Source organism: Acinetobacter sp. YH12070 (assembly GCF_013419625.1).
In the GTDB taxonomy this organism is placed as follows: Bacteria; Pseudomonadota; Gammaproteobacteria; order Pseudomonadales; family Moraxellaceae; genus Acinetobacter; species Acinetobacter amyesii.
The window spans coordinates 1-19053 of the sequence record NZ_VOZT01000060.1; the positions used below are offsets into that span (position 1 = coordinate 1).

14 protein-coding genes and 2 pseudogenes are annotated in these 19053 nt (G+C 40.3%); 10 read left to right on the top strand and 6 right to left on the bottom strand.

Translation table 11 applies throughout. The features are described 5' to 3' along the window. Positions 1-190: 190 nt before the first annotated feature. The 4 genes and pseudogenes from ribA to FTU17_RS14470 all read right to left on the bottom strand — a co-directional run. Positions 191-793, bottom strand: coding sequence for a GTP cyclohydrolase II (gene ribA / locus FTU17_RS14455; RefSeq protein ID WP_180124505.1), 603 nt, complete (start codon positions 791-793; stop codon positions 191-193). 285 nt (positions 794-1078) lie between these two features. Beyond that, positions 1079-1549, bottom strand: coding sequence for an IS5/IS1182 family transposase (locus FTU17_RS14460; RefSeq protein WP_039254797.1), 471 nt, complete (start codon positions 1547-1549; stop codon positions 1079-1081). Further along, a complete protein-coding gene (locus FTU17_RS14465; protein WP_071851480.1) occupies positions 1497-1892 on the bottom strand; it encodes a transposase family protein in 396 nt (131 codons plus the stop codon). The genes FTU17_RS14460 and FTU17_RS14465 overlap by 53 nt, the downstream gene beginning before the upstream one ends. A 279-nt stretch (positions 1893-2171) precedes the next feature. Next, positions 2172-2582: pseudogene (locus FTU17_RS14470) on the bottom strand (Fic family protein); the annotation flags it as partial. A 575-nt stretch (positions 2583-3157) separates the two neighbouring features. Between FTU17_RS14470 and atzF the strand changes: the two are divergent. The 5 genes and pseudogenes from atzF (at position 3158) to FTU17_RS14495 (ending at position 10518) form a co-directional block, all read left to right on the top strand. Continuing rightward, on the top strand, positions 3158-4972 hold the full coding sequence (gene atzF / locus FTU17_RS14475; protein WP_180007652.1) for an allophanate hydrolase: 1815 nt from the start codon (positions 3158-3160) through the stop codon (positions 4970-4972). 19 nt (positions 4973-4991) lie between these two features. Next, positions 4992-8591, top strand: a complete 3600-nt coding sequence (gene uca / locus FTU17_RS14480; protein ID WP_180135836.1) for an urea carboxylase — start codon at positions 4992-4994, stop codon at positions 8589-8591. A 2-nt stretch (positions 8592-8593) separates the two neighbouring features. Next, positions 8594-9283, top strand: coding sequence for a GntR family transcriptional regulator (locus FTU17_RS14485; protein ID WP_180026403.1), 690 nt, complete (start codon positions 8594-8596; stop codon positions 9281-9283). A gap of 159 nt (positions 9284-9442) precedes the next feature. Beyond that, positions 9443-9844: pseudogene (locus FTU17_RS17590) on the top strand (guanosine-3',5'-bis(diphosphate) 3'-pyrophosphohydrolase); the annotation flags it as partial. 536 nt (positions 9845-10380) lie between these two features. Further along, positions 10381-10518, top strand: coding sequence for a hypothetical protein (locus FTU17_RS14495; protein ID WP_168379152.1), 138 nt, complete (start codon positions 10381-10383; stop codon positions 10516-10518). Positions 10519-10547: 29 nt separating this feature from the next. Here FTU17_RS14495 and FTU17_RS14500 read toward each other — a convergent pair whose 3' ends face one another. Together FTU17_RS14500 and FTU17_RS14505 are read right to left on the bottom strand one after the other, a co-directional pair. After that, a complete protein-coding gene (locus tag FTU17_RS14500) occupies positions 10548-11243 on the bottom strand; it encodes a pirin-like bicupin family protein (protein ID WP_180135838.1) in 696 nt (231 codons plus the stop codon). A gap of 192 nt (positions 11244-11435) precedes the next feature. Next, positions 11436-12656, bottom strand: coding sequence for a L,D-transpeptidase (locus FTU17_RS14505; RefSeq protein WP_180048626.1), 1221 nt, complete (start codon positions 12654-12656; stop codon positions 11436-11438). Between the two features lie 205 nt (positions 12657-12861). Here FTU17_RS14505 and hemE point away from each other — a divergent pair, with 205 nt between their 5' ends. The 5 genes from hemE to FTU17_RS14530 all read left to right on the top strand — a co-directional run bounded on the left by hemE (position 12862) and on the right by FTU17_RS14530 (position 18853). Then, positions 12862-13932: a uroporphyrinogen decarboxylase gene (hemE, locus tag FTU17_RS14510; protein WP_180123977.1), complete on the top strand. Its 1071-nt coding sequence runs from the start codon at positions 12862-12864 to the stop codon at positions 13930-13932. Between the two features lie 40 nt (positions 13933-13972). Next, a complete protein-coding gene (locus FTU17_RS14515) occupies positions 13973-14764 on the top strand; it encodes a DUF817 family protein (RefSeq protein WP_180135840.1) in 792 nt (263 codons plus the stop codon). A 150-nt stretch (positions 14765-14914) separates the two neighbouring features. Then, positions 14915-15385: a DUF3015 family protein gene (locus tag FTU17_RS14520; protein WP_078190276.1), complete on the top strand. Its 471-nt coding sequence runs from the start codon at positions 14915-14917 to the stop codon at positions 15383-15385. Positions 15386-15494: 109 nt separating this feature from the next. Beyond that, positions 15495-17369: a DUF4105 domain-containing protein gene (locus tag FTU17_RS14525; RefSeq protein ID WP_373684075.1), complete on the top strand. Its 1875-nt coding sequence runs from the start codon at positions 15495-15497 to the stop codon at positions 17367-17369. Positions 17370-17476: 107 nt separating this feature from the next. After that, complete coding sequence (locus FTU17_RS14530) at positions 17477-18853, top strand: diguanylate cyclase (protein ID WP_180135844.1); 1377 nt, start codon at positions 17477-17479, stop codon at positions 18851-18853. The last annotated feature ends 200 nt before the right edge of the window (positions 18854-19053 follow it).

A 19053-nucleotide genomic window follows, 5' to 3' on the forward strand; every position in this document is an offset into this window, starting at 1 on the left:
TTCAGCAAGTGTTTTTTCTGCTTTGATCGCAGCAAGTGCCACCTTAGCCTTAAAGTCGTTTGAATGATTTCTTCTTGGTCTACGTGCCATAAAATACTCCATATATTGATGTTTATAACATCATTTGAGGAGCAGAGTATCACTTATAGGAGTTGTTCAAATTTCCGGATCCATCTCTAAGTGATCGCTTTTAAAAATCACTATTATCATATAGATGTGACATGCGTTTTTGCTTTGTTTCTAGATAAGCTTTGTTAAAGATATTTAAACCAACTTTTAAAGGAATACGTTCAACAACATTAATTCCTAAATCAGTTAAAGATTTAATTTTAAGGGGATTATTTGTAATGATTTTTACATTCTTTATTTTTAAATAATCTAACATAATGGTACACATGTCATATTTACGAGCATCTGCTGGTAAATTTAATAATAAATTGGCTTCAAGAGTATCATGTCCTTGATCTTGAAGTGCGTAAGCTCGAATTTTATTGGTTAGTCCTATGCCGCGACCTTCTTGGCGTAAGTATAAGATCACACCTTGACCTGCATCATTAATCATTTTCATGGTTGAATGTAATTGGGGGCCACAGTCACATTTGAGTGAAGCAAAAGCATCACCTGTTAAGCACTCTGAATGTATTCTGACTAGTACAGGTTGATTTGGACCAGCATTCATCCCTTTAGTAAGAGCGATATGTTCTTCACCAGTACGTTGGTCTTGAAACGCTATAATTTCAAAATCGCCAAACGCAGTAGGTAATTTTGATTTAGAAACAAATTCTATAGCCACAGAAGAATACACCTATATAAATTTATATTTGATACAATTTACTTAATCTATCTTAAAAGCATTGGCCGAATTTTTTGCAGTTATAAATTTCAGCGTTTTACTCTCAATTAAAGAGTATGTATCTGATAGTGAATTTTATGTGAAATGTTATTTAGAATATTTTTATTAGCGTTCTGCTTTGTTGCAAAAACACTCAAAAGCTGAGGCTTGTCTAAACCATCAATATTTAAGATAAGTTGGTTTTTTTTGTATAGTTAATTAAATTTATTAGATTTCTTTCATAAGTCATTTTTCACTCAGCTCCAAGTTATAAATTCCAGCAATTAGATTGAATCTTAATGCTAGTCTTTTGCCTCGATTGCGATATCGCTCAGCAAGAATTTTGAAGGTTTTCAAACTGCCAAATACATGCTCAATTCCAATTCTTCTTTTATTGATTTCCTGATTATAGATTTTTAGTTCGGAATCCAGTTTACAGCGCTTCTTTGCTTTTAATGGCAACAAGCTATTTGGATACACTGTATAAATTCCCTGATAACCCTTATCCGCAAGGATAAATGCACCTGCAGGAATCTGATTCAAGTTACGTTTGAAGAGTTCGAAATCATGTACGGCACCACGACTCGTACATAAACTCAGGATTTTTTGAGTTTGATAATGAATGATGGCCTGTACTTTGAAAGTGTGGGTCTTTTTCTTGCCGCTATAGCTTTTCTTCTGTTTTTTTAGGCCTTTGGATTGGAATTTCTGTGGCATCCACGATCACAACATTCCAATCGATGCCTTCGCCCTCGGGTAAATCTTTGGGTAAATTAAAGAGATTGGACCGAATCAGGCAGTCTTCAACATGACGGACAATTCTTGAGGCTGTGGGCTCTGAAACCCCGTAGCTCGTCGCAACGTGAAATAAGGTTCGGTATTCCCGCCAATAGCTTAGACAGAGCAGAACCTGGTCTTCCAGGCTTAACTTGGGCGGTCTGCCTTTGGCAGGGACATGTTTCTTCAATTGCTCAACCATCAAATAGAAAGTTGACCATGAGATGCCTGTGTATCGCTTGAACTGAGGATCAGAAAGCTTGTTTGAATCGATGTATTTCATCCGCAGATTATGCACGAATGCTAAGAAATCCGGAGTGCAAATATTAACCAAAAAGAAGATCGTTTTTTGATTTATGAAAGAGATCTATTGAATAAGTTAATAAAATTAGGTTTGTGGTAAGGTCAATTCTTTGTATGATAGATTCTATGTGTAGGCTTCTTCATTCTGAAATTATATCGCTGAACAATTTTTTGATAACAGCATTAGGCAACAAGGCTCTAATAAATAAAATGTCCTAAGCAGCAGTACAAATAAAGAAATATATAAATGGGAGTAACTCTAAATTCCTAAAATTATCTGATATGGTTTAAATCCTTCGATCACTGCTTCAGAAATCAATTGGATAAAAGCTTCAGTTTTGTCATAAGCCATCCACTGATCCAAAGCTTCATAGTAAGCCACGCGATTTTTCAACTGTAATAACGCAAGGTGGATATCCAGATTTCAGCAACTTAAGGTTCATCAATAGACGTGATGTGCGTCTATTACCATCAATAAAAAATCCAGGTGTACTTTAGCTGCACGTTCAATAGGATGACGCTGATGCGCTTCCGACTTGTACCAACCGACTAGTTGAGCCATTTTGTCATTCAACAATGTATAGTCAGGTGGGGTAGTGGTAGCACCTGAAATCAATATATTTCGTTGGTGGTAATGACCTACATTGCCATCATCAATATTTTTTAGAATGCTGAATTTTTACGGTATTTTTTGCGGTACAATGATGTGGGTTGGGTTTAAATATTTATAATAAACAATTAGTTAAATTGTATTTACGGTGCGCGCTGAGCGCACCATTTTTTAGTTTTGATTGTTGAACTAAATTTTGCGAATCAATAGCTTTTATTATTACTACTTTTCTATTCAACCCGATCAATCTCAAAGCCCAATATTGCTTTAGCCATCATTGATGTATCTTTTTCTATATATAAAATTCAAAATATTTCTCAGTTCTTTTTATTCTAAGTTCAAAGTCATACAAAACATCTAAATTGAAAGCTTATAAAGAGTGAAAATAGAAAGTTCACTGTATTTATATCTGCATCTAAATGAAAAGAATCTATTGAAAACACGATTATAAAAGTCATGCACCAAAATAGTGGAGCTTGGAAACTTAATAGAACATTTATCCTTTTGTACTGGCTAAATAAAATAGGCAAATGATTGATAAAATATATTAAGATATTGAAAAATAAATAATAATTAGAGTTGGCATGATGTGTGCAACACAGTATTCAAACTTGGATACAAGAATGAGCACATCAATGAACTCAATAAAAACTTTAGGCTGGACCTTAGCGGAATGGAAAGCGGCCTACACGAATAACACAATTCAACTTGAAGACTTATATGCCTTGGTCGAGCAATTTGATCGCGTAGACCCAGCATGGATTTCCATTGCATCTATAGAGCAATTAACTTCTCAGATTAAAGCTTTAAAACAAATTGAAAATGCTACGGCCTTACCTTTATTTGGTGTGCCTATTGCAGTGAAAGATAATATTGATGTGGTGGGCTTTGCATCGACGGCTGCGTTTAAATTATTTACGGACATTAAAACTGAAGATGCCTCTGTGGTGCAGCGCTTAAAACAAGCAGGTGCCATCATTGTAGGTAAAACCAATTTAGATCAATTCGCTACTGGTTTAGTCGGTACGCGTTCGCCATTTGGTGCCGTGCCGAATACTGTTAATCCTGACTATGTAAGCGGTGGTTCAAGCTCTGGTTCAGGCAGTGTAGTAGCACGTGGTTTAGTCCCGATTGCACTCGGTACAGATACTGCAGGTTCAGGACGAATCCCTGCAGCTTTCAATAATATTGTCGGTTTAAAGCCGACCAAAGGTCGCTTTTCAAATACAGGCTTATTGCCTGCCTGTAAGAGCTTAGATTGTATTTCAATTTTTGCCTTAACCGTCGCTGATGCAACTGCAGTGGCAGAAGTTATGGAAGGTTTTGATGTAACCGACAGCTATTCACGTGTGAACCCAGCAACAGCGCCTGCAAAGTTCAGCGCACAATTAAAGTTAGCCATTCCAAAACAGTTAGAATTTTTTGGCGATGCTCAATCTGCTGATGCATTTCAGCAAGCACTAACTGAATTAAAAAACTTAGGTGCAGTACTAACTGAAATTGATTTCAGTCCTTTTGCAAAATTGGCTGCACAACTGTATCAAGGGTCATGGGTAGCAGAGCGTACGGCAGCCGTAGCTGAAATTTTAGACAGCCATGCAGATGACTTTGATCCAACAGTTTTAGAAATTATTCAAAAAGGGCAGCAGTACACTGCGGTGGATGCTTATAACGCCGAATATTTAAAGCAAGATTTGGCACGCCAAATTCAGCAAACCTTAGCGCAATTTGATGCTTTAGTGGTGCCAAGTTCGCCAACCATTCACACACTGGCTGAAATGGCAGAAGCGCCAATTGAAAATAATAGCCACTTTGGCACCTATACCAACTTTACTAATTTAGCTGACCTCAGTGCCATCGCTGTACCTACAGGCTTTCGTGCCGACGGGCTGCCTTTTGGAATCACATTCATTGCGCCGGCTTGGCACGATACGGCTCTAGCAGACTTTGCAGAAAAATGGCAAAACCACCTGCAATTACCGCTGGGTGCAGTAGCTAAAACATTGCCTGACGCAGCTTCAGTCATTTCTGCACCATCAGCACAGCATTTTCGTGTTGCTGTTGTAGGCGCACATCTCACAGGTATGCCACTCAATTTCCAACTGACAACACGCCAAGCCGTGCATGTTGAAACCACAACGACTTCTGCCGATTACGCCCTCTATGCACTGCCGGGCACAGTACCGCCGAAACCAGGTTTAGCGCGTCAGGAAGCGGGTCAAAAAATTATTGTCGAGCTTTGGGATATTCCAAAAGCACGCTTTGGTGAATTTGTCGCCGAAATTCCAACACCACTAGGTATGGGCAATGTCGAGCTTGCCGATGGACGTTGGGTGAAAGGCTTTATTTGTGAACCTTATGGCCTAAACGGTGCAAAAAATATCAGTGAATTTGGCGGCTGGCGCGCTTATATCCAATCACTGCAAGCAACAACAGCAAAATCAAATTAAAAAAATCGGGGAAATAATCATGTTTAAAACAGTTTTAATTGCAAACCGTGGTGAAATTGCTGTTCGTGCGATTCGTACTCTAAAAAAATTAGGTGTGAAATCTGTTGCCGTGTATTCAGAGACCGACCGTTATGCACAGCATGTGTTAGATGCAGATGTAGCGGTTTCACTTGAAGGTGTTAAACCTGCAGAAACTTATTTAAGTATTGAAAAATTGATTCAAGCAGCCAAACAAACTGGCGCTGAAGCAATATTTCCCGGTTATGGTTTTTTATCTGAAAGTGCCGACTTTGCCCGTGCATGTGAGGAAAATAACATTGCTTTTATGGGGCCAACGGCTGAACAAATTTTAGAGTTTGGTTTGAAGCATCGTGCACGTGAATTGGCTGCGGCCGCCAATGTACCCATGACACCAGGCACAGGTTTATTGGCAAGTTTGGATGAAGCACTCGCATCTGCTGCAGAGATTGGCTATCCAATCATGCTGAAAAGCACCGCAGGTGGTGGCGGAATTGGTTTAACCCGCTGTGATGATGAACAATCATTAAAAGATGCGTATGAAAGTGTAAAGCGTCTAGGCGAGCAATTCTTTAAGGATGCAGGTGTTTTCCTCGAACGTTTTGTCGATAAAGCCCGTCACGTAGAAGTACAAATTTTTGGTGATGGTTTAGGTCAAGTCGTTGCCTTTGGGGAGCGCGATTGTTCATTGCAGCGCCGTAACCAAAAAGTCGTTGAGGAAACACCTGCACCGCACTTACCAGAAGCAACCCGTCAAAAATTGCACCGTGCTGCTGTAGAGCTTGGTCAATTGGTGAAATACCGCAGCGCAGGTACGGTTGAGTTTATCTATGATGCTGCCCGTGATGAAGTGTATTTCCTTGAAGTGAATACCCGTTTGCAGGTTGAACACCCAGTCACTGAAATGGTGACGGGCTTAGACCTGATTGAATGCATGCTGAAAGTGGCGGCAGGTGATGCTTTAGATTGGGAAAAACTCAGCAATATTCAACCCAATGGTGCTGCCATTGAAGTGCGAATTTATGCGGAAGATCCAGTGAAAAACTTCCAGCCAAGTCCGGGTGTGTTGACGGATGTGTATTTCCCTGAAGATATTCGTGTGGATACTTGGGTGTCTACAGGTACTGAAATTTCACAATATTTTGACCCGATGATTGCCAAAATTATTGTGCATGCTGCAGACCGAGACAGTGCGATTGCCAAGTTAAAAACAGCCTTGGCTGAAACCCGCTTGAATGGCATCAGCACCAACTTAGACTATGCGCATACCGTAGTGTCTGATGCACGCTTTGAAAATATGCAAATTTGGACACGCCTGCTGGATGATTTTAAATATGTGCCAAATGTGATTGAGGTGCTGCAACCAGGTACACAAAGTACGATTCAGGATTATCCGGGGCGTGTGGGCTATTGGGATATTGGTGTACCGCCATCAGGCCCAATGGATGATTATGCATTTCAGTTGGCCAATCAAATTGTCGGTAATCCAAAATCGGCAGCAGGTTTTGAGTTTACCTTACAAGGACCAAGCCTGAAATTTCATGCCGATAGCATTGTAGCCATTGCAGGTGCGCCATGTAGCGCGACTCTAGATGGTGTGAATGTCGATTTTTGGCAACCGATCAGCATCAAAGCAGGGCAAACATTAGTACTTGGACAAGTTGAGTCGGGTTGCCGTACGTATCTTGCAATCCGCAACGGACTAAATGTACCTGAATATCTAGGCAGCCGCTCAACCTTTGCATTGGGTAATTTTGGCGGTCATGCAGGGCGAGTGCTGCGTGCAGGTGACATGATTAAAATGGTCAATCCAAGCTTGCCTTTAGATGGATTGGAAATTGCAACAGCAGCACCGCAAGCTGTAGCTGCAGAACGTATTCCAAGCTATGGCAAAGAATGGAAAATTGGTGTGCTCTATGGCCCGCATGGCGCACCAGATTTCTTTAAACCTGAATATATTGAAGAATTTTTTGCTTCAACATGGAATGTGCACTTTAACTCAAACCGTTTAGGTATTCGCCTAACAGGCCCGACACCATGCTGGGCACGTGAAAATGGCGGTGAAGCAGGTTTGCATCCATCCAATGTGCATGACTGTGAATATGCTATTGGGGCGATTAACTTCACTGGTGATTTCCCTGTGATTTTGGCTAAAGATGGCCCAAGCCTCGGTGGCTTTGTTTGCCCAGTGACGATTGCCAAAGCAGAACTTTGGAAGATCGGTCAACTGAAGGCAGATGACAGCATCAGTTTCTATCCAATGAGTGTGGAACAGGCCAATGCCTTAGAAGTTCAGCAAATTGTAGATATTCAAAACTTTGCTCAAGCACCTGAAAACTCAGAGGTGGCAATTTTTGAATGTAAGCCTGAAGGGATATTGGCAGTACGTGAAGCAGATACGCATGCACCTAAAGCGGTGTATCGTCAGGCAGGTGACAGTTACATCTTGCTGGAATATGGCGAAAACGTTCTCGACCTTGCATTGCGCTTACGCGTCTATCGTTTGATGCAACTCATTCGTGAGGCGAAGATTGATGGCATCTTAGAGCTTTCACCAGGTGTGCGTTCACTGCAAATTAAATATGATGGATTGCGTTTTAGCCAAGCGAATTTGATCCAGTTTTTATTGGGTCTCGAAAATGAGATGGGAGATTTGAGCCAAATCAAGATTCCATCCCGTATTATTCACTTGCCGATGGCATTTGAGGACTCGGCCACTTTAGGTGCTGTGGAACGTTATCAAGAAAGTGTCTGTGCCAAAGCGCCTTGGTTGCCAAATAACGTCGATTTCATTCAGCGCATTAATGGCTTAGACAGTCGTGAGCAAGTCAAAGACATTCTTTTTGATGCAAATTACTTAATTTTAGGTTTGGGCGATGTGTATTTAACTGCACCTTGTGCAGTGCCAATTGATCCGCGTCATCGTTTGCTCAGCTCGAAATATAACCCTGCACGTACTTTTACTGCAGAAGGCACAGTGGGTATTGGCGGTATGTACATGTGTATCTATGGCATGGACTCACCAGGCGGTTATCAATTGATTGGCCGTACACTGCCTATTTGGAATAAGTTTAAAAAGAACAAACAGTTTGGCGATCAGCAATGGTTCTTACGCTTCTTTGATCAAATTAAATATTATGAAGTAACCGAAGCTGAACTGGATCAATTCCGTGCTGACTTTGCCAATGGTGTGGCGGAAATCAAAATTGAAGAAACTGAATTTGATTTTGCAGCCTATCAAGCCTTTTTGGAAACAGAGAAGGACAGTATTGCCGAATTTAAAGCACAGCAGCAGCAGGCATTTACAACTGAAGTTGAACGCTGGAAAGATGAGTTCGATGCACCTGCGGAAATGGAAATCCTGCAAGATGATACCGACTATAGCCAGTATGCAGCTTTAAATGCATCGATGACCGGCAACATTTGGAAAATTTTTGTCGAAGCTGGACAGTCTGTGAAGAAAGGTGAGACTGTAGCCATTATTGAAGCGATGAAAATGGAGCTTCCAGTCTATGCCGATGATGATGGTATCGTGAAAGCGATTATCTGCCGTGCAGGACAAACGGTACATAGCGGTGAACCGCTGGTTTATATGGAATAAACATGACCACAACCACCATTGTTGGGAAAAGCTCAGACAACTTGTCTGAGCTGGTTTTCCAAAAAATAAAAAACGATATTTTTGATTTCCAGCTCAAACCGGGCGCACGTTTTACCGAATCTGAAATTGCCGAATTATATGAAGTAAGCCGTACACCCGTACGGCAGGCTTTATACCGTTTACAGCAAGATGGCTATGTCCGAGTGCATTTTCGTAGCGGTTGGGAAGTGAAGCCGCTGAACTTTAGGGCTTATGAAGAATTGTATGATTTACGGATTTTGCTGGAATGCTATGCCATTGAGCAGCTCTGCAAAATGGAATCAGAACAACTCAAGCAGGCTTTACAGACATTGGTGAATTTGTGGTGTATTCCGCCTGAACAGTTTTTGCATGATTTAAAAACTTTATCGATGCAAGATGAAGCATATCACTGCCAATTGGTTGAAGCAATCGGCAATAGTGAAATGGCAAAGGTACATCGGGATGTAAGTGAAAAAATCCGTATTATTCGCCGTTTAGATTTTTCTAAAGATTATCGAATTGAAGCCACTTATGCAGAGCATCAACAGATTTTACAATTGATCCTTGGACATAACGTGACAGCGGCATTGGAGAAAATGCGCAGCCATATTCAGCAAAGTAAAGAAGAGGTGAAAAAAATTACTTTGGAAATGTTGGCGCGAATGGCATAGAAGTATTTGCAAAAGATCTACCTCATGGAAAGTCTTGGAAAATATGCATTTTACGAGTCAATCTGTGTCGTTCGAGTAGCGCTTAGAGCTACAAATATCTGTATTCATTGGTTAATATGATGGAGAAAAATAAAAAAGACCACCAAGGGGAGATTCTTTATTTCAACTTTAGAAAACGCGATTTCTTTGGCGACTGAACGCCATTTCGGACAAGTCGATAAAGCTGGACAAGCCTATATTCAACATCCACTTCGTGTGATGCAAAATGTGCAGCATCTTGATGCTAAAATCGTCGCTGTATTACATGACATTTTAGAAGATACTGCGACAACGACGGATGAGCTTAGTGCTATGGGTTTTCAAGCGCATATTATTGACGCGATACTGGCACTGACTAAAACAGCAGGTGAGAACCGATTTCAAGCTGCGCAGCGTACCGCTAAAAATGCAATTGCTTGTGAAGTAAAACTCAGTGATTTGTATGACAATATGGATTTATCTCGCCTAACAACGGTCACAGCAAAAGATCGACGTCGTTATCATCAATATTTAAAAGTTAAACGTAGATTAGAGCGTGCTCGGAGCGTCCATTTACATCTGATCGATTTAAATCTAACAACAGATTATCCGAGATTGCAATTTCAAAGTTCACAGCAAAATTTTCAATATCTGCTCAATGCGATGTTTGATCTTCAGCATTCATTAGGTGGCATTCAGATTGGAAGTCCACAGGAGTGGTGGATCTTATTTGAAGATGTCAGCGCATATTTTGCATATTGCCAAAGAAAGGGAGTGGTTCCTAACCAAGCAACGTTCTTCGATTTAATTTTAAACACAGATCGGGACTATTTCGGTGGCATCTTTCAATCTGAACAAGATCGGCAATTATTTTTCTCTATGTTTAACGTCTTTATGCAAAATCATTTTTATCGCGTGGAAACTGAAGGCTGATTAGATAGATTGCATCAGCAATAGAATAAAATCACCTTTGATTGATGAATTTTATCTAGATAATTAGATGCTGAGTGTCATTTAAGAATATCTCGAAATGCTTGATTTCGAGACGTTTAAAGTGATTCCATCCATTGACATCTCCAATGAAACATGTGGCCATGCTTGCTGAGCCTTATGCCTCAATCCTACATGGCATCATGGTGGCTGCAGGGTTTATCATTCCAACTTTGGTGTTGATGTGGTTGTATAAACGAAGTGAACGCCTGAGCCAAGCGACATAAAAAAAGCCCTCACATTTGAGGGCTTTTTTTTATTTTACTTCAGGTAAATCAAACCAAATCACTTGAGCATCTTCAAGCGCTTCAATTTGGCTATCTTCTAAGAACGCAATTGCACCACCAGCTTCAACTTTATGTTCAGCAATTTGCACTGAACCTGAAATAACATGGATATAGTTGATATGCTGCGTTGCATGGATATCTAAAGATTGACCTTTCGTCAAAAATGCAGATTTAACTTCCGCTTGCTGGCGAATATGCATAGCTGCATTGTCATTTGGACCGACAATTAAATGCCATTGATTGGGTTGATCGCGTGGATCACATTTAATTTGTTGATAGGTCGGTTCAGCATCACGTTCATTTGGAACGATCCAAATTTGTAGTAAATGTACATCTTCATCACCTTGGTTCATTTCGCTATGACGCACACCTGTACCTGCGCTCATCAGCTGCCATTCACCCGCAGAAATGCCACCATGGTTGCCCATGCTGTCTTTATGCGTAATGGTACCTTTTAACACACAAGTTAAAATTTCCATGTTGTCATGTGGGTGTTGACCGAAACCTTCATGTGCTGCAATTAAGTCATCATTAATTACACGAAGCGCACTAACGCCCATGTATTTCGGGTCATACCAGTTACCAAAAGAGAAGCTGTGTTTAGACTCAAGCCAGCCCATTTTTACGTAACCACGGTTTTCACTTGGATGTAAAAAAGCATTCATGGCATTCATCCTTATCTTAATTATTGAACATGTGCCTATTTTAAGATTGAACTAAATCGGGATATATAGTTTTTTAGCGACAATTCATCCTATTTTTGCAACGATCATTCATGATTGAGTCTTTTGTTATGCATGAATGCACAGCTATAAAAAAAGCCTGCACGAAGCAGGCTTTTTTAAATGTGACTAAAATTATTCTAAGAATTTAACAGTCACACCAGATTTCACTTTCTTACCTAAGTCATTTGCATCCCAGTTGGTCAAACGAATACAACCGTGTGACGCAGTTTTAGAGATAGCAGATGGGTTCGGTGTACCGTGAATACCGAATGATTTTTTGCTCAAGCCAATCCAGATATTACCAACAGGACCATTTGGACCAGGTGGTAATGAAAGTGGTTTTTTGTTGTTGCCTTGAACAAAGTTAGACGGTGAGTAGCTGTACCAAGGGTTTGGTGCAACACCTGTGACTTTGTAAGTACCTGTAGGCGATGGAGTATCAGAACTACCAATCGTTGCAGGGAATGAACCGATCATTTGGTTGCGGCTATTAAACAAGTAAAGTTGTTTCGCGCCTTTATGTGCAACGATCAGGTGAATATCTTCAGGAACTTCGTTACGAATATTCGCTACTAAGATTTTTTCACCAGCTTTTTTAAATGTCGCTTTGGGATTCAACTTTTTCAAAAAGTCTTCATCCATGTGGAATTTTTCACCCAACATTTCAGTCACACGTGTGTAGTACAAGCCTTTCATTTTTGCTTGTAATGCATAGTCGTGTGGAATCGATGCTGCATAAGGACCTTTCAAGTCTGCGTCAGTCAACGTGTATTCAATAAATGCAGGTTTAGAACCTTGTTTCGCAATCAGCGCATCCCAAGTTTCTTTGGTTAAAGTCCCTGTAGGTTTCAAGCTATTCATTTGTTGGAATGAAGCGATCGCCTTTAAGGTATTTTTACCACTAGTACCATCAATTGCACCTGGTGAAGCATGTGCATTATTGAGCATGACATGCGCACGTGCATAAACAGGGAATTGACCTTTACCGATATTGTCATACCACTGTGCATTATTTAGGTCATTTAAACCCCAAGCAACTTTGGCAGCAGGCGAAGTTGATGTTGGAGTTGTAGCAGTCGATGTAGCAGGTGCAGCACCGATGTCGGCTTTAACATCTTCTGATTGTTGCAAGCTGTCTAAAGTTTGCGATGCTTGGTTCAGATCTTCTTGTTCTTGAGCGCTAATCTGGCTAGTTGCAGATGAAGCTTCAGTCGCTAACGGATCAATGGGATCCTGAACTGCAACATTAGTCACTTTTTTTGGCGTTAATGGTTGTTCAGCAGTAGATGCGGCAATAGCTGTACCAGCAAATATGCAACTTAGGCTCAGTGCGAGCATGGTGCGAACGAACATGTAATTCAACCTTAAGAATTATTCATTTACTGTGTATTAAAAACTGGATAAGTATTACAGAAAAAAAGTGGAGATGCAGTAGTTGTTTTGTGTAAATATCATTTTTGGCACTCAACATGATCGGTTTTTAAATGTTTGAGAAGTTATTATATTTACAACCTTTTTGATATGATGATGCCAATATCGAATTAAGTTGGGAAAGTGAATGACGACCTTAAAAAATGATCGTTTCTTGCGTGCCTTATTACGTGAACCGGTAGATGCAACTCCGGTTTGGATGATGCGTCAGGCTGGCCGTTATTTACCAGAGTATCGTGAAACACGTGCACAAGCGGGTGATTTCCTATCCCTTTGTAAAAATACAGAATTTGCTTGTGAAGTTACTTTACAACCTTTGCGTCGTTATGACTTAGACGCAGCCATTTTATTTTCAGACATTTTGACTGTACCTGATGCGTTGGGTTTGGGACTGTATTTTGAAGCAGGTGAAGGTCCGAAGTTTCATAAAACTGTACGTACCGAACAAGATGTACTGAATTTACCTAAGTTTAATGTAAAATCTGACTTAGATTATGTCATGAATGCTGTGACTACGATTCGTTCAGCATTGGGCGGACAAGTTCCTTTGATTGGCTTCTCAGGCAGTCCTTGGACATTGGCAACCTATATGGTGGAAGGCAGTTCAAGCAAAGATTTTCGTTTTACGAAACAAATGATGTATGCACAACCTGAAGTACTGCATGCTTTATTAGACCGTTTGGCTGTGGCGGTGACTGAATATCTCAATGCGCAGATTGATGCAGGTGCCCAAGCTGTACAAATCTTTGATAGTTGGGGTGGGGCATTAGCACACCGTGAATACATTGAATTTTCACTAAACTACATGCAAAAAATCGTGGCAGGATTACAGCGTGAAAAAGATGGACGCAAAGTTCCTGTGATTTTGTTTACCAAAGGTGGTGGTCAATGGTTAGAGCCAATGATTGCAACGGGTGCAGATGCCTTTGGTTTAGATTGGACTACGCCATTAAATGTGGCGCGTCAAACAGTCGCAGGCCGTGCAGCATTACAAGGCAACTTAGATCCAGCAACATTATATGGTTCGCCTGAAGCGATTGCGAAAGCGACGCGTGCCATGTTAGATGATGCATATGCCAACGGTGAAAAAACCGGTTATGTGGCGAACTTAGGTCATGGTATTACTCAGTGGGTAGATCCAGCCAATCCAAAAGCCTTTATTGATACGGTACACGAATATAGTGCCAAGTATTTATAAGGCTTCAAGGAAATAGGTTTAGGATTCAACTGTGGTCAAGATGATAAAATCATGTTTTGAGTTCTCTTATAAGGCAGCTTCGGCTGCCTTATTTGGGATATTACTGCTGATCGCTTTTGCATTAACTGCAGCAATGGGAAGTCAGGAATATTTTGGCTTTTTCCGTTATGACTATTTATTGTTTTATGCACTGATCATTCAAGTGTGTTTACTTTACTTAAAACTCGAATCTTGGGCGGAAGCCAAAGTCATAGCACTGTTTCATCTGCTGGCTATGGGGATGGAAATATTTCTCACTCATCCACACATTGCCTCATGGCAATATCCGCAGCCTGCGGTTTTCAAACTGCTGACTGTGCCATTGTTTGCAGGTTTCATGTATTCGGCGGTGGGGAGTTTCTTTGCACGTTCGTTACGTCTATATCAGGTGTCGTTCAGTAACTTACCGCGTTTTGGCAATATGCTGTGCTTAGCCGTTTTGTCATATCTTAATTTTATGACCAAATTTTTTGTGCCAGATATTCGTATGCTTTTGTTTGCTTGGAGTGTGGTAATCTTTTGGAAAACCAAGCTCAGTTTTCAATTACAAAATCATGTGATTCAGTTGCCTATGTTACCGGTGCTGCTGGTTTTGGCATTTTTGATTTGGATCGCAGAAAATATCAGTACCTTCTATCAAATTTGGTTATATCCAAGTCAGGTCGATGCATGGCATATGGTCGGTTGGGGGAAACTCGGTTCTTGGTATTTATTGCTATTACTCAGTTTGGTTTTAGTGCTCAAAATCCTTGGAAAACGTGATGAAAATGGTACTTGGTTGCTCAAAAAATAGTGAATAAGAACGTATTATTTTTAGCCAAAAGTTTTAGATGAAAATGTTTTGCCTTATCTGAAAGATCAAGTTAATCTACAGGTGTGTAATCAAAATTACACATGTTTTAATAATTAAAAACAATGGAATAAAATTCCCTGGAGAAGTGCTATTTTAAAAAAATTAGCTTTAGTTGCAGTCGTTGCACTAGGTTCTACAGCTGCTTTTGCTGACCGTGACGTAGGTTGTGGTGTTGGTTCTCAAGTTTGGGCTGGTCAATCAGGTAAAATTCCTAAAATTTTAGCTGCGACTACCAACGGTATTTTTACTAACCAGTTACTTGGTATTACCTTTGGTACTTTAGGTTGTAGCGGTACAGGTACAGTGACTGCTCAAGCGGTAACATTTACCAATGAAAATGCTGAATCACTTGCTCGTGATATGGCAGTTGGTCAAGGTGAGAGCCTGAATGTTTTGGCTGAGCTTTTAAACATCCAATCAACAGATAAAGCACGTTTCTTTGCTGTGTCTAAAGCAAATTTTGCTGAAATCTATTCAGCTGAAAACCAGTCTTCTCTACAAGTACTTGCTTCATTACAAAGCGTAATGGCGAAAGATGAAGTACTTAAAGCATACGTTTAATCGATGCTTTCAAAACCCTGTCTCTCGGCAGGGTTTTTTATTATCTAAAATATATAAAAATGGATTTGAATATAACTGAATGAAATCAATTGCTTTATTTTGTACCTTTATGATTCCGAGCATCTTATATGCGCAGCAAATTGTAGATCCAAACCTCTCTAAAACCGTAGAGCTACAGCGATATATTGAACTTGCACAATCAAAAAAACTGTCTGAACACATCAGTTGGCAACGACTTTTATATACAAATCATAAAGGACAAAGTGAAGTTGCTTTTTCAGGTTACTTTCTAGCTGAAAATGGCCGTCAAAATGCCCAAGCCGAATTAGAGGCAGATGTCGCTGCACTGTTTCAAACCGCCGAACATAATCAAGCCTTTCGTTGTCGTTTCCCTGCGCGTAGTCAGTGGCTGATGCAAGAATTATCCATCCGTTCAGAGCAGTTACCAGTAGTGAGTTGCCCTGAGTTTGATGAATGGTTTGGGAAAATTAAGCCGTATAAAGCGACATTAATCTACGCCACAGACTTTATGGGGAATCCAAGTTCTATGTTTGGACATACCTTGTTGCGTCTCGATCCGAAAGATCAGAAAGAGCTAAATTTGGTGTCCTATGCCATTAACTATGCAGCGACAGTTGCAGGTGAAGATAACTGGTCTTATGCATGGAAAGGCTTAACAGGGCAATATCCTGGTGAATATTCCTTAATGCCGTACTACCGGAAGGTGAAAGAATATGGTGATTTTGAAAGTCGTGATTTGTGGGAATATGAGCTAGCACTGACCGAGCAAGAAACCAGTTATTTGGTTAAACATATTTGGGAAATGCAAAATGTCAGTTTTCCCTATTATTTCGCCAGCGATAACTGTGCTTATCGATTATTAGGCTTAATGGATTTGGTTCGCCCGACACTGAATTTAACCGAGAAATTTAAAGTCGCTTCGATTCCCGTTGAAACGATTAAAGCAATTAATGATGAACAACTGATTCAAGCAGCGGTGTATCGTCCTGCATTAGAAACGCAGCTTTTATCACAAGCGCAGCAACATGGATATCGTTTAGCACGTGAAGCGCATAAGCTCGCTGAAATTGAACCTGCGAACATGTCGACAGCACTCGCTCAGTTTAATGAAGCAGAGCAAGCGAAAATATTGGAAATGGCGTACGACCATCTGTATTTATTACTGATTGGTCGAAAGGTGAGTGCGGAAGAAACGCAGCCTAAATTGCGTCAAATCTTGGCCTTACGTAGCCAATCTTCACAACCCAAACAACGGACTGAACCTAAGCAGCCAAGTCTAGATCCAGTCAATGGACATCATGCGCGAAATTTTTCAGCTACCGTGGGTGAAGTTCAAAGTAACCAATATATCGAACTTGGTCATCGTCAGGCATATCATGACTTGATTGATCCACAAGGTGGCTTTCGGATTGGTACGCAGTTGATGTTTTGGGATGGCACGATCCAATATCGTGACGACCAATTCAAGATCAATCATTTTGATTTTTTATCGGTCAATTCTTACAACCCAATCACGCCATTTAAAACACCGCTAAGCTGGGGTTTTAATTTTGGCTGGCAGCAAGTGTCAGTAGATGCAGGTCAATTTAGCGAAACGAAACAACATGGTGTAGCTGAATTAAAAGCTCAATCTGGATATAGCTGGGCCAATCAGGAACGCACACATTTGTGTTATGTGCAGTCTCAAATGCAGGTGCAGGGCGGCAAGTCACTAGATGATGGATGGCGAGTGGGCCTTGGGCCGACACTGGGTTGCCAAAATATTTGGTCGGAAAAATTCAATAGTTTGGTTCAGGCAGAGCTTCCGTATTGGGAAGACACACATCAATGGAATCTGAAACTCGATGCTGAATTACAATATATCGTCAACCAACAAAATGCTTTAAGACTAGGCTATGAATACCAGCAGCAAGATGATCAAGATTGGAATAAATTGATATTGAGTTATGTATTTTTCTATTAATTTTTAAGATAGATAAAATGTGAAATATCAAATAAAATTTGTTTTTTTATGTAAGTAAAGCAAGGTATGATTGCTAGCTTTGTAATAGCTGTGGTTTGTGTCACCGAATGAATCAAGAATGTATTACAGGTCTAAGTCAGACTTGGAAAGATATTTGTGATCAATATACTGAAAATGAACATCTTGCAGCATTGCAATTTATCCAAAGGCATGTTGAACATTTAGTTACTGTTTTTTATGAACAAATGTCACGTGAGCCAGAGTCAGCTGAATTTTTTAAAGACGATATCATTCAAAAAAGGCTCATCGACACTTTAAGAAAATGGTTGTTAGAAACGTTTAATGTCGCACTGAATGGTGAATTTGAAAGCTCAGTCAAAAGACAGCAGAAAGTTGGAATGGTACACGCGCGTGTTGGTATTCCGTCATGGTTCATCATGCGTGGTGTACGTGAAATAGAACGTAAAATATTTGAAATTTTAGAGCTAAACCAAACGCAAAATATTCTCCATATGTGCAGTTATATTGTACAAATTATGGGGTTCAGCACAGAAATTATGTGCCGATCTTATGAGATCAATACGGAAAAAAACCAAGAAACAAAACACAATTATCGCTTATTTTCAGCGATGCAAGATGTGGCCGTGCATAAAGATAAACAACGGGGTTCATTGCTCGACTGGGAAAATGAACTGATGTTTAAAATCTTTTCGGGCAATGTTGGTTTTTATCATCCCTTATTTTCAAAATCAGAGTTTGGGCTGTGGTTCATTCATAAAGCGGCATATGCTTTTTCTGGTTCAGATCAGGTGCAACTGATTATTGACCGAATTTATGAAGTGGATCAATTAACCCAGCAAACGATGCAGATGACGGAAAAAGATCAGCTGCAACAGTTGATTCAACAGATTCGTGAATTGAACCGTGAAATTCAGCATCTAGTCGATCAATTGTTTCAGGTGGCTGAATATATTGAGTCTGGCAATGATTCTTTGACTCAACTCCTAAACCGCCGCTATCTCAGTACGATTATTTTACGTGAAATTACCTTTGCGCGGCAAAATGAAACGCCGTTGTCTTTGCTCGCCTTTGACGCGGATTATTTTAAAATGATCAATGATAAGTTTGGTCATGCGGCAGGTGATCTTGCGCTCAAATTTATTGCCGAAGCTTTACAGCGTTATAGTCAAGGTAGCGATTATGCATTCCGTATCGGTGGTGAAGAGTTCTTATTACTCTTGGTCGATACTGGTGTAAACCGTGCGATGAAAATTGCAGAAAATATTCGCCAATATATTGAAAAGGGTTTGATCCGAACGGCACAAGGTCAGCAATTTAGTTTTACCGTAAGCATTGGTTGTGTGCAGTATGATGGACATCCTGACTATCAGCGTTTCTTAGATGCCGCAGATCATGCCTTGTACGCAGCAAAAAATAATGGTCGAAACTGTATACAAGTCACAAAGCATTTGTCGTATATCTAATTCATCCTGAGAATAAAAAAACTCCCATATGTGGGAGTTTTTTTATGGGGAAATACGCTTTATGCGAGATGTACGTAAGCGTCCGCTGAACACACCTTATGAATTCATCCTATAAGCCTTAATTTAGTCCCCACTTAGAAACAAGTGGGGACTTAAATTTATGACTACAAATAATCAGACATCCATCGCATCTCTTGCGA

Excerpts from the sequence above, each read along its gene's own strand:
- FTU17_RS14460 (WP_039254797.1), bottom strand. The coding sequence starts at position 1,549 with ATGCCACAGAAATTCCAATCCAAAGGCCTAAAAAAACAGAAGAAAAGC.
- FTU17_RS14465 (WP_071851480.1), bottom strand. The coding sequence starts at position 1,892 with ATGAAATACATCGATTCAAACAAGCTTTCTGATCCTCAGTTCAAGCGA.
- atzF (WP_180007652.1), top strand. The coding sequence starts at position 3,158 with ATGAACTCAATAAAAACTTTAGGCTGGACCTTAGCGGAATGGAAAGCG.
- uca (WP_180135836.1), top strand. The coding sequence starts at position 4,992 with ATGTTTAAAACAGTTTTAATTGCAAACCGTGGTGAAATTGCTGTTCGT.
- FTU17_RS14485 (WP_180026403.1), top strand. The coding sequence starts at position 8,594 with ATGACCACAACCACCATTGTTGGGAAAAGCTCAGACAACTTGTCTGAG.
- FTU17_RS14495 (WP_168379152.1), top strand. The coding sequence starts at position 10,381 with ATGAAACATGTGGCCATGCTTGCTGAGCCTTATGCCTCAATCCTACAT.
- FTU17_RS14500 (WP_180135838.1), bottom strand. The coding sequence starts at position 11,243 with ATGAATGCTTTTTTACATCCAAGTGAAAACCGTGGTTACGTAAAAATG.
- FTU17_RS14505 (WP_180048626.1), bottom strand. The coding sequence starts at position 12,656 with ATGTTCGTTCGCACCATGCTCGCACTGAGCCTAAGTTGCATATTTGCT.
- hemE (WP_180123977.1), top strand. The coding sequence starts at position 12,862 with ATGACGACCTTAAAAAATGATCGTTTCTTGCGTGCCTTATTACGTGAA.
- FTU17_RS14515 (WP_180135840.1), top strand. The coding sequence starts at position 13,973 with ATGATAAAATCATGTTTTGAGTTCTCTTATAAGGCAGCTTCGGCTGCC.
- FTU17_RS14525 (WP_373684075.1), top strand. The coding sequence starts at position 15,495 with ATGATTCCGAGCATCTTATATGCGCAGCAAATTGTAGATCCAAACCTC.
- FTU17_RS14530 (WP_180135844.1), top strand. The coding sequence starts at position 17,477 with ATGAATCAAGAATGTATTACAGGTCTAAGTCAGACTTGGAAAGATATT.